Origin of the sequence: Pseudomonas sp. AD21 (assembly GCF_002878485.1) — a bacterium.
GTDB lineage: Bacteria > Pseudomonadota > Gammaproteobacteria > Pseudomonadales > Pseudomonadaceae > Aquipseudomonas.
This window is the reverse complement of record NZ_NQYG01000041.1, coordinates 41,928-51,704: the sequence shown is the minus strand read 5'-3', so window position 1 is coordinate 51,704 and position 9,777 is coordinate 41,928. Positions and strand designations below refer to the sequence as shown.

Here is a 9,777-nt window from a genome sequence, read left to right as displayed (position 1 = left end):
AAGGAGTTTTCCGTTTCGACTGCGCCGGAAGTGGGGCGAATTATAGACACCTGAAATCTGCCGTCAACCGTTAATTTCAGTTTTCTATCGATACACCGAAAAAGCCTGCTTATATATAGACGCAACGACAGCGAATACGCAGTCTATTGCCCAACACCTGAAACAATAACCTTCGGATGATGCCTCGCAATGACTGACCAACCTCCTGGACCAGCCCCCATGCCCGACGCCCGAACTCGCCCAACCACTGCGCCCTTGCTCAATCCAGGCGAAACCGTGGTCCTGTTCGACGGTGTCTGCAAGTTGTGCAACGGCTGGGCGAGGTTCGTGATTCGCCACGACCGCCAGCACCGAGTACGTCTGGCGGCGGTGCAGTCGCCCGAAGGCCAGGCATTGCTGGCGTGGGCTGGTCTGCCGGTGGACCAGTTCGACACCATGGCGGTGATTCGCGCCCCGCATTACTGGGTGCGTTCGGATGCGTTCTTCGAAGTCATCGCGCAATTACCTGCCCGTTGGTGGCCGGTCAGGCTTCTGCGCATTTTCCCAAGGGCACTTCGGGACTGGGCCTATGACCGCGTGGCGCTGAATCGCTACTGGATCTTCGGCAAGTACGACTCTTGCCTGCTGCCCGACTCCGATCACGAACGACGCTTTCTATAGTCGCCAGTGTGACCGCGCGGCTACACCACCAGTGCGAACCATTGTCCCGGCGTCATCTTCGTCACCATCATCAAGACAATCACGAACATCCCCAGAAAGCCGCCAACCCCCATCCAGAACCACTGGCGATAAACGGCTCGGTAATCGTCATCAAGCCTCGCACCACGTTCGAACGCGCTCACCGCCATTCCCTGCAAACGCTTCTGCAACACCAACACCGGCAGCCAGAGCGAACCGACCATAAAGAAGATGATCAGCGACGTCAGCACCCACTCCGTGGTCAGCGGCAGTCCGCTGAGCCTCGTCAACAGATAGCCCGTCACGATCTGGATGAGGCCCGCCGGTGTAGTGATCCAGGCGTCGAAGCGCACGACCATTCTCGCCACATGGGCGATCACCTGCGAATTGGCCGTGCGACTGGCGGCGATCAAATAGAGATAGGAGCCCATGCCGAAACCGAACAGGAAAATCGCGGCGATGACATGCACGTACTTAAGGCCCAGGTACAGCATGCTCAACGCATCCCGTCACTGAAGTGCACGGACAGGCCCAGATTCTGTGCGTCATTGATTGCGGCCATGTACTCATCGACGCTGATCTCGCCGACGCAAGGACGGGCGCCGGACCCGGGCACGTAGCCCCGGGCAATTTTCACGGCCAGCGCGACAGCGGCACAACTCGGGATCTCCGGCCCCTTGTCATTCAGCGCAGTCAATTGCGCCGTCATCGACAGTGGCTGGTCATTCAGGCCAACGCCTCGCACATCGATGTACATCGCACTTTTGCCATCACCGAAACGCTCGAACCAGGTGCCCCACCGATGCAACCTGGCGGCCCATGGCGCATGGTCGCGTACCAGCCCCGTCCTCATCGCCAGAGCAAACAGATAATTAGCCACACCGCCAAGCTTGAGGCCGGCGCCGGCCTTGAAGCTCAGCGTGTGTGCGCCATAGCGACTGGCGAAGATGTCCATGTCCGGCACATCCACATTGGCCAACGCCCGAGTGCCGAGATCCTGCAGCTTGCGCAGACTCAGATCCTCCCACCCCATCACCTCATGCACCTGACCGTTGCGTAACTGACGGATCGGCTTGCCGGCATAAGCGAGCACGCCCTCGACCGTCGACAACCCCGGCATCTTGGCCGACGAGGAAATGCCGTGCTCGATCGAATCGATGCGCTTGAAGCGATGACGCTGCTCATCGATGATCGCTGACGAGAGCGTCGGCACCGAACTGCAACCACTGAGGATAGCGACCCCGGCCAGCCTGGCTCGGGCATCGAGCACGCCAATGCCATTGACGAACGTCCGGCAGTCCGCCAGGTCACAATAGTTGACGCCCGCCGCGATGCAGTTCTCGGCCACCGCATAGGACTGCCCCTGAAACGGGCCGCCGGTGTGAATCACCAGTTGAATGTTCATCGCGCGTAAAGCGGCGCAGAACCCGGCGCCCATAGCATCGCCGCACCAGCTCTCGCAGGTTGCGCCCAGTTCAGCGACCTTGCGCGCCAGCTTCTGCGGATCACGCCCCGAGATCGCCAGTTCGACGCCCGGCATGTCGATCAGGTGCCGACAAACGATACTGCCAAAGTTTCCATACCCGCCAACCACCAACACCCTGAGTGCCATCAACGCTTCCCTGAAGGATTCCAAAAAAGGCCCAAAACCGGGCTCGGCGCAGCTTCCCTGATATCACCGGGCCAGGCAAGTCTGCCGCCACAGGCCGGGATGGAGTACTGTCAGCGCATCGCCAATGGAGGTTGATGTGAGCAAACGAATCATCGTCATCGGCGCGGGAATCGTCGGCGCGTCACTGGCGTATCACCTCGCCGCGATAGCGCAACGTTGACCAGCAGCAGCTCGCCGCCCTCCACGCTCATCCCCAGTACGCCAACTGGCAATGCTGGTTAAGCGCTTCATCATTAGCCGATAGCGGAGATTGGCGAAGTCCGATTCTGAGCCGGCGATCAGTAGACCCGAAGTCAAGGTCGCGCTATCTTCGCGCCGCAGCCAAAAGCGAGCCATGCCTGCGTGCCCGGCATAAATGAATGAAAGGATTGATTGTGGAGCTCATGATGAGAAGTCGGTTGTTTGCGGTACTGATTGGCCTTGGATTTATCGCCCTGGATCAGTGGGTCAAGATGCAGGCGTTAGTGGTGCTGCAATCGAAAAGTTTCAAACTGGGCGTTGGTTCCGCTTGGCTGGATATCGCGCTGAGCCTGAACGCTGGAGCGTTCCTCAGCCTGGGCGCAGGGTTAGCAGCTGGCTTGAAACAACTGATTTTCATAGTGGGCGTAGCGGCGGTGGTGTGCTGGGCCACTTGGTGGTCCCTCGCACGCTGGACAAGCTCTCCACGGAGATCGGCAGCGGTATACCTCCTCGCGTTGGGTGGCGCCTCCAACTTGATTGATCGGGTGTTTCGTGAGGGGCACGTGGTCGACTATATGGTTCTCAACCTGGGGTCTGTTCACACTGGCGTGTTCAATATTGCAGATGTTGCAATCATGGTGGGTGCCGGCATGCTGCTCTATGTTGAATGGCGGAAAAAATCTGAAGCGTAAACGAGCTTATGGCCGACTGCTGTCACCTTGACTCCGCGCCTCCTGCAGGGCGGCACTGTTTAGCCGACCCGATCCAAGGTGACAAAACCCGACCCTGCACCAGGGTTTTCTAATGAGTGCCGGGCTCGGATGGAATGAGGTAAACCAGGTCCGTATTGCCCATATCGACACCTGCTTGTGAAAGCAAAGTAGTCACTTGCCCGCGGTGATGAGTCTGGTGGTTGAAGAAATGCATGACCAAACCATAAAAGCTCTTGTCCGAGGGCGCCCCGGCCATGCTTGTGTAACTGAGGGTGTGATCCAGATTTTCTTCTGTCATGGAACGAGACCACTCGACAATTACTCCATCGAGCCATAATCGATGAGCTGATAATTCGCGGATGTTCGAGAACGTCAACTGGTCGAGACTTTTGGGCGCAGGAAGCTGCCGAATCGGCTCCAGAGCCGAGTGGTTCGCCGGGTGCTCTGCGAATCGCTTCAGCCAGAGAACGTCCCCGACCACCAAGTGGTTCAGCGTCCCGAGAATAGAACCAAAGTACGCTTTTCTATTCACTGAAAGCTCTTCATCCGACAGGCTTTGGGCCGTGTCATAAATGTTTGCATTCATCCATTTGTTATATGTCGCCATCAAGCAGACATGGCCGGTGCGATTCATCGTGTTCGTCCTTTTAGTGAATTCAGCAGATTGGTCGCCAACCCTTGGCGGAAGATGCGCAACAACGGCATGGATGGCAGTGTTTCGCTGGTGGCCAGGGGGGATGCGTCGATGGCGCATGAGGGCCCCAGGCTTCTTATTGTCAAGGTCGCTTTGCGGGCGAGTCGTGGCAGTTTAACGAACGATACGTACGCTGGGGAGGCACCTTCACAAAGTGTTGAGGCTGCGCTTGTGCCCTCATTCAGGACTCACGGCTTATCACCGCAAATTCCGCACCCGAATAGTTCTTGCCCCCTTGCGCGATGACAAATAAACCCTCCAGTTGAATCGAAGTACTCAGGTCAACGACCGGTGAGTAGCCGGCACAAGGAGGAACCATGAACGCCACTGCAATTGCCGACGGATTCACCCCGTTCAGCCGCAGCAGCCCGTTGCTTGATTTGCTTGGCCCTATCTACGCGAGGGGCACCGGACTGCAATTGGAACTGGGACTGTTGACTGACTCACGACATGCCAATGGCCGCGGCACCTTGCATGGGGGTGTCTTGGCAACATTAGCCGATGTCGGCATGGGTTACGCCATGGCATTTTCCAGCGACCCTCCACAACCATTGATCACCGCCAGCATGACCCTGGATTATCTCGGCGCAGTACAAATCAATGAGTGGCTGGAAGTGCGTCTTGAGTACTCAAAAAAGGGACGTCAACTGGCGTTTGCCGCCGTCAGCCTGCATGTCGGTGAACGAACGGTTGCGCGCGCCAGTGCGGTGTTCGCTGTGCCAACCTCATCTGGTGAACCGAGCGACGGAAAGTCGAAAACCCCGTCTCGTTGAAAGCGGCTTGCCAAACCTGAAGAGATCGCTGCCGCCGTACTCTGGTTACACGGCAGCGTCTCCCCTGACATTGGCGGTGGCTTATCGCTAAATCAGCCGCACTGTTCGGCTGATTTTTCCTGCCCCTACTCCGCCGCCTGCAACACCCACCGCCCGCGCCGGGCCAGTCCCGCCTGCAAGGCAAACGCCACCACCACCGTCGCCGGCGCGGAAAAACTGCTCAATCCATCACCGGCGAACATCAACGCCAGTCCCAGCGCTGTCGCTCCGAACCACGCCGTCAACCCGACTGGATTGAATGCAGCCACCCGCTCAAGTGCCGCCACTTCATTGCGTCCGCAGAGAGTCTGCGCCAATGCCACGCCGACCCAGGCCACCACAAAAATCCCCTGATAGGCCAACGCCTTGAGAAGATAGGCGAACACGTCCGCCAGCATCAGCCCGTAGACAATTACCCCGACCACCAGCGCCCACATCAGGTACGAGCCGCGCACGCCAAAACGGCCAAAGAACGCCTGCATGTTCAACGTCGCCAGATAATAGTTGGCCGTGTTGATGCGGGTTTGCGTGGCCCAGACGAACAGCAATCCCCAAAGCCCCATCAACTGCAGGATCGCCATCACCACCGACACTTCGTTCAGGGCGCCGTCATGGGGAATGCTGCTGACCAGGTAGATCCCCGCCGCGCCGTTGAGCAAAAACGTTACCGCGTAAAATGGCATGCCGAAGTTCCAGCGACCGTGGTATTGGGCGTCCTCAGGCTTGCCGAAACGCGCGTAGTCGAAGGTGAACAGCATCAACACCCAGACGCCCATATAAGCGACGAAGCAGTGCCACCAGCCGAATGCGCTGGGCGTTGCCGGACCGAAATCCAGCCATTGCGGCTGGTAGCCATAACGACTGATCGACAGCCCCACCGCCACCAGCAGGCCGCCGAGGTACACCGGCAGCAACACGCCGTTGAGCTTGTCCAGCCAGTGCTGCACGCTGCCCAGAATCATCGGCACGCTGTAGAGCACCACCGCCAGTGCCGCCAGCGGATAGATCAGTTGCGGGTACAACTGATGGAGCGCTACGGCAATCACCGAGCCTTCGAATACCGCGTAATAGATCGCCGTGGAGAAGAAGATCAGCGTCGCCAGACACGCCCCGCTGCTGCCGAACAACAGCCGTGAAAACAGCGCCACCGACAAGCCGCTGCGGATGGCGAAACGGCTGAGCACACTGTTGACCAAGCCGTAGCTGATCACCGACAGCAGCATGCCGATCAGCGCATTGCGCGCACCGAACGACAGCGCCAGTGAAGCGCCAACCACGATGTAGAACATCGCGCTGCACACCGCCCACCAGGCCATGGTCAGCGACAGTCGCCCCATGCGCGCTTCGGTCGGTACGGGATGGTGGGCCGGGTCCTGCCCGGTTTGACTCGATTGCGATAAAGCAGCCATATGCGTGAACTCCAGAACCAGTCAAAGGTTGAAGCGCGGGCAGCCGCCACCGCACCGAAGTGCGGCGTTGGCTTACCGTTTGGCATGGCCCGCGCGATGCGGCGGGCAGAATCAGGAAGGGAACAGCTTGCTCAGGCAGCCGAGTTTTTTCTTATAGGAACGTCGCGCTTGCAGCGCCTCTTCGAGGGTCACCGCGACAAAGCGGGCCTTCTGGTTAGGTTGCATCTGGCCAATCAAGTCGAGGTCGGCGCTGATCACTGTGCCGATCATCGCGTAGCCACCACCGGACACTGCATCGCGGTGCAGGACGATCGGCTCAAGCCCGGCCGGCACCTGGATCGAACCGATCGGGTAGCAACTGTCGACGATGTTCGACGGATCGGAACCGGCGCCGAACGGTTGCTCGCGGGGCTGAAAGCTCATCGCACTGCCGCCCTTGAAGCGATAGCCGATACGGTCGGCTTCTGAACCGACGGTCCATGGCTCGGCGAAAAAGCTCTTCGCCGCAGATTCGCTCAGACGCTCGTAATACAGCCCCGGCACCACGCGCAGGGTAATTTCGCCGCCCAGCGATTGGCGTAACGCCATGGGCAGACTGGCCCCGGCGCGGCCCTTGCCACTGGCAGCGCCAATCGGCAACTCATCGCCCGCAACCAACCGCCGCCCCTGGAAACCGCCAAGCGCACCCAGCGCGTAGGTCGAACGACTGCCGAGCACCACCGGCACATCAATGCCCCCCGCCACCGCCAGATAAGCCCGGGCGCCGGCCTTCGGAAAGTCGAAGCGCAGCACTTGTCCGGCCTTCACCTCGAAAGCCGTGTCGTGGTGCATTTCCACACCATCGACACGCGGCGTCATGTGCGCACCGCAGACCGCTACCAAAGCGTCCTGCTGAAACGCCAGTTCCGGCCCGAGCAACGTGCATTCCAGCGCCGCCAGCCCTGCCGGGTTGCCGACCAGTTGATTGGCTGCACTCAAGGCATATTGATCAAGCGCACCCGAAGGCGGAATGCCCAGGTGGTAATAGCCTTCGCGCCCCAGATCCTGTACCGAGGTCGCCAGACCGGGTTTGAGTACCTTGATCATGCCAGCACCTCCTGCAACGACTTGGGATAACCGATCGGATCGGCGAGAAACGCGTCCAGCGAAAACTCCACCGGGCGAATCCGCAGATCAAAGCGCCCGGCGTCCACTTCAGCCACGGCATGGTCGTAGGCCTCACGATCGATCGGCTTGAACTGCACGATGTCGCCCGGACGGAAAAACACCATGTGTTCCTTGAGGTACGCGAGGTTTTGCTGCGGGTCGTAGATCGGTGCCGGCGTCACGCCGAACATCTGATAACCACCGGCACCGCGCACCGAGTAAATGCAGCCAAAGCAACCGCCATGACCGAGGGTCAATTTCGGTGTGTCAGTGCGTGGCCGCAGGTACTTTGGCACCTGCAACTGGCGTTCGCGCTCGACCATCTGGAACATGAACGGTAGCCCGGCGACGAAGCCGACCATCGAGACAAACCACGGTGCACCGCTGTGGGCGGCGATGAACGCATCGACGTCGGCCAGGCCGTTGATCCGTGCGGCGTATTCCAGGTCAGTGGCGCTGGGGTCCTGATGCCGGTCGCGAAAACGCATCAGGGTTTCGTGGGTCCACGGGTCGTTGTACAGCACCGGAATCTCGATGATCCGCGTCTGCAGCGTGCGCTCGGCAACCGCCTCGGCTTCGGCGCCTTTCACCGCTTCGAGCAAGGTGTGCGGGGCGATGCGGTCCGGATCGAAACGAATCTGGAACGAGGCATTGGCCAGACACACATCGAGCACCCCATCCAGTGCCAGCCGTTCCACCGCGCGGGTGACAGCCAGGCCCTTGAAAAACGCATCGAGGGACATGCTGTCGCTGACTTCGGCAAACAGATGCTCATCGGCGCCGAAGCTGTAACGGATTGGCGTACTCATGCTGCACCTCCGCTGCGGCGCGTGGCCAGCCAGGTTTCCAGGGTGCCAGTGTGAAAGTCGGCGCTGTGCAGCCACGCTTGCTCGAGCAATTCGCCGTGCAGCGTCAGCGTGCTGGCCATGCCGGACAGTGTGGTCTGCGCTACCGCTGCCTGCGCCCGGCGCAATGCTTGGGCGCGATCAGCGCCATGCACAATCAGCTTGGCCAGCAGCGAGTCATAGTACGGCGGCACGCGGTAGCCTTGATACAGATGAGTGTCGACACGAATGCCCTCGCCCTGCGGCCAGATCAGTTCCTCGACCAGCCCCGGACTTGGGAAAAAGTCGCGCTGCGGATCTTCGGCGTTCAGGCGCATTTGCAGCGCGGCGCCGTTGAGTTGAATGCCACTCTGGCGCAAGCCCAATGGTTCGCCGCCGGCAATGCGCAGCATGGCCTGGACCAGATCGATGCCAGTGATCAGCTCGCTGACCGGGTGCTCCACCTGGATCCGCGTGTTCATCTCGATAAAGAAGAACTCGCCGGTCGCATCGTCATACAGGTACTCCAGAGTGCCAGCGCCCTTGTAGCCCAAGGACTCGGTCAGGCGCACGGCACTGGCACAGAGGGTCTCGCGTTGCTGCTGACTGAGGACCGGCGACGGCGTTTCCTCGAAAATCTTCTGCCTGCGACGTTGCAGTGAGCACTCACGCTCAAACAAATGCACCGCGTGCTGACCATCGCCCAACACCTGCACTTCAATGTGCCGGGCCCGGCCGATAAACCGTTCCAGATACACCGCGCCGTTGCCGAAGGCAGCCTGGGCTTCGCGCTGGGAACGGGGAAACTCTTCCGCCAGTTGCGCAGCGTTTTCCGCCAGGCGAATACCGCGCCCACCGCCACCGGCCGAGGCTTTGATCAGCAGCGGGAAGCCAACGCTTTCAGCAGCCTTGAGTGCCGATTCAACGTCAAACAACTCACCCGGCGACCCCGGCACCACCGGCACCCCCGCCGCTTGCGCAGTGCGTCGGGCTTCGGCTTTATCGCCCATGCGCCGAATCGTCTCGGCGCTCGGCCCGACAAAAATCGCCCCGGCCGCCACCACCGCTTCGGCAAAATCTGCGTTCTCCGAGAGAAAGCCGTAACCGGGGTGCACTGCGTTGGCGCCCGTGGTTTTCAAGGCGCCGAGCAAGGCCTCAACGTTCAGATAACTTTTATCGGCACGTGCCGGGCCGAGTACGTGCACCTCATCGGCCATGCGCGCCGCGAGGGAATCGACATCCGCGTCACTACACGCGGCAACGGTGGGAATCCCCAGAGCCTTGGCGGCACGAATGATCCGCACCGCAATTTCGCCACGGTTGGCGATCAGTAATTTATGAATACCTTGGGTCATGATCGCGCCCTCACTCGACGTCGAGTGTTGCGATGACTTGACCCGGTTCCACCGGATCACCGTCTTCTACCAAAAATGCGCTGAGGCGACCGGCCGTCCCGGCGGTCAGTTCGGAAAACTGCTTCATGACCTCGATCAGGCCAATCACCGTGTCGGCGCCGACCTGCGCGCCCACCTCGACGTAGTTCGCCGACTCCGGTGTGGCTTTGCGGTAGAAGGTCCCCGGCAACGGGGTGATTACAGTGTGTTCGGCCATGTCTGTTCCTTTTGGAATAGTTGTAGAAAGGCAGGCAA

The 9,777-nt window shown here is 60.1% G+C and carries 11 protein-coding genes; 3 read left to right on the top strand and 8 right to left on the bottom strand.

Annotated features, from left to right (window positions below):
* Positions 1-219 precede the first annotated feature (219 nt).
* Positions 220-660 (top strand): thiol-disulfide oxidoreductase DCC family protein, encoded by a 441-nt coding sequence (locus PseAD21_RS21045; protein WP_102357564.1) that lies wholly within the window; start codon positions 220-222, stop codon positions 658-660.
* A 20-nt stretch (positions 661-680) separates the two neighbouring features.
* Here PseAD21_RS21045 and PseAD21_RS21040 read toward each other — a convergent pair whose 3' ends face one another.
* Positions 681-1,172, bottom strand: coding sequence for a DUF2269 domain-containing protein (locus PseAD21_RS21040; protein ID WP_102357562.1), 492 nt, complete (start codon positions 1,170-1,172; stop codon positions 681-683).
* A 2-nt stretch (positions 1,173-1,174) separates the two neighbouring features.
* A complete protein-coding gene (locus PseAD21_RS21035) occupies positions 1,175-2,290 on the bottom strand; it encodes a saccharopine dehydrogenase family protein (protein WP_102357561.1) in 1,116 nt (371 codons plus the stop codon).
* Between the two features lie 419 nt (positions 2,291-2,709).
* Here PseAD21_RS21035 and PseAD21_RS21030 point away from each other — a divergent pair, with 419 nt between their 5' ends.
* Positions 2,710-3,222, top strand: a complete 513-nt coding sequence (locus PseAD21_RS21030) for a signal peptidase II (RefSeq protein ID WP_256588206.1) — start codon at positions 2,710-2,712, stop codon at positions 3,220-3,222.
* 109 nt (positions 3,223-3,331) lie between these two features.
* Here PseAD21_RS21030 and PseAD21_RS21025 read toward each other — a convergent pair whose 3' ends face one another.
* Positions 3,332-3,877 (bottom strand): DinB family protein, encoded by a 546-nt coding sequence (locus tag PseAD21_RS21025; RefSeq protein WP_102357559.1) that lies wholly within the window; start codon positions 3,875-3,877, stop codon positions 3,332-3,334.
* A 377-nt stretch (positions 3,878-4,254) separates the two neighbouring features.
* Between PseAD21_RS21025 and PseAD21_RS21015 the strand changes: the two genes are divergently transcribed.
* Positions 4,255-4,710: a PaaI family thioesterase gene (locus PseAD21_RS21015; protein ID WP_102357557.1), complete on the top strand. Its 456-nt coding sequence runs from the start codon at positions 4,255-4,257 to the stop codon at positions 4,708-4,710.
* Between the two features lie 125 nt (positions 4,711-4,835).
* Here PseAD21_RS21015 and PseAD21_RS21010 read toward each other — a convergent pair whose 3' ends face one another.
* From PseAD21_RS21010 to PseAD21_RS20990, 5 genes are all read right to left on the bottom strand, one after another.
* A complete protein-coding gene (locus tag PseAD21_RS21010; RefSeq protein ID WP_102357556.1) occupies positions 4,836-6,158 on the bottom strand; it encodes a cytosine permease in 1,323 nt (440 codons plus the stop codon).
* 111 nt (positions 6,159-6,269) lie between these two features.
* On the bottom strand, positions 6,270-7,244 hold the full coding sequence (locus PseAD21_RS21005; protein WP_102357554.1) for a biotin-dependent carboxyltransferase family protein: 975 nt from the start codon (positions 7,242-7,244) through the stop codon (positions 6,270-6,272).
* Positions 7,241-8,113 carry an allophanate hydrolase subunit 1 gene (locus PseAD21_RS21000; RefSeq protein WP_102357552.1) on the bottom strand — a complete coding sequence of 291 codons (873 nt, stop codon included), beginning with the start codon at positions 8,111-8,113 and terminating at the stop codon, positions 7,241-7,243. Before PseAD21_RS21000 ends, PseAD21_RS21005 begins: the two co-directional genes overlap by 4 nt.
* The gene (locus PseAD21_RS20995; protein WP_102357551.1) at positions 8,110-9,483 is read right to left on the bottom strand and encodes an acetyl-CoA carboxylase biotin carboxylase subunit; all 1,374 of its coding nucleotides are present in this window, start codon (positions 9,481-9,483) and stop codon (positions 8,110-8,112) included. Before PseAD21_RS20995 ends, PseAD21_RS21000 begins: the two co-directional genes overlap by 4 nt.
* Positions 9,484-9,493: 10 nt before the next feature.
* Positions 9,494-9,739, bottom strand: coding sequence for an acetyl-CoA carboxylase (locus tag PseAD21_RS20990; protein ID WP_102357550.1), 246 nt, complete (start codon positions 9,737-9,739; stop codon positions 9,494-9,496).
* Between the last annotated feature and the right edge of the window lie 38 nt (positions 9,740-9,777).

What these genes read in the sequence shown, in the direction of transcription:
- PseAD21_RS21045 (WP_102357564.1), top strand. Translation starts at nt 220, where the DNA reads ATGCCCGACGCCCGAACTCGCCCAACCACTGCGCCCTTGCTCAATCCA.
- PseAD21_RS21025 (WP_102357559.1), bottom strand. Translation starts at nt 3,877, where the DNA reads ATGAATCGCACCGGCCATGTCTGCTTGATGGCGACATATAACAAATGG.
- PseAD21_RS21040 (WP_102357562.1), bottom strand. Translation starts at nt 1,172, where the DNA reads ATGCTGTACCTGGGCCTTAAGTACGTGCATGTCATCGCCGCGATTTTC.
- PseAD21_RS21005 (WP_102357554.1), bottom strand. Translation starts at nt 7,244, where the DNA reads ATGATCAAGGTACTCAAACCCGGTCTGGCGACCTCGGTACAGGATCTG.
- PseAD21_RS21030 (WP_256588206.1), top strand. Translation starts at nt 2,710, where the DNA reads ATGAAAGGATTGATTGTGGAGCTCATGATGAGAAGTCGGTTGTTTGCG.
- PseAD21_RS21015 (WP_102357557.1), top strand. Translation starts at nt 4,255, where the DNA reads ATGAACGCCACTGCAATTGCCGACGGATTCACCCCGTTCAGCCGCAGC.
- PseAD21_RS20995 (WP_102357551.1), bottom strand. Translation starts at nt 9,483, where the DNA reads ATGACCCAAGGTATTCATAAATTACTGATCGCCAACCGTGGCGAAATT.
- PseAD21_RS20990 (WP_102357550.1), bottom strand. Translation starts at nt 9,739, where the DNA reads ATGGCCGAACACACTGTAATCACCCCGTTGCCGGGGACCTTCTACCGC.
- PseAD21_RS21010 (WP_102357556.1), bottom strand. Translation starts at nt 6,158, where the DNA reads ATGGCTGCTTTATCGCAATCGAGTCAAACCGGGCAGGACCCGGCCCAC.
- PseAD21_RS21035 (WP_102357561.1), bottom strand. Translation starts at nt 2,290, where the DNA reads ATGGCACTCAGGGTGTTGGTGGTTGGCGGGTATGGAAACTTTGGCAGT.
- PseAD21_RS21000 (WP_102357552.1), bottom strand. Translation starts at nt 8,113, where the DNA reads ATGAGTACGCCAATCCGTTACAGCTTCGGCGCCGATGAGCATCTGTTT.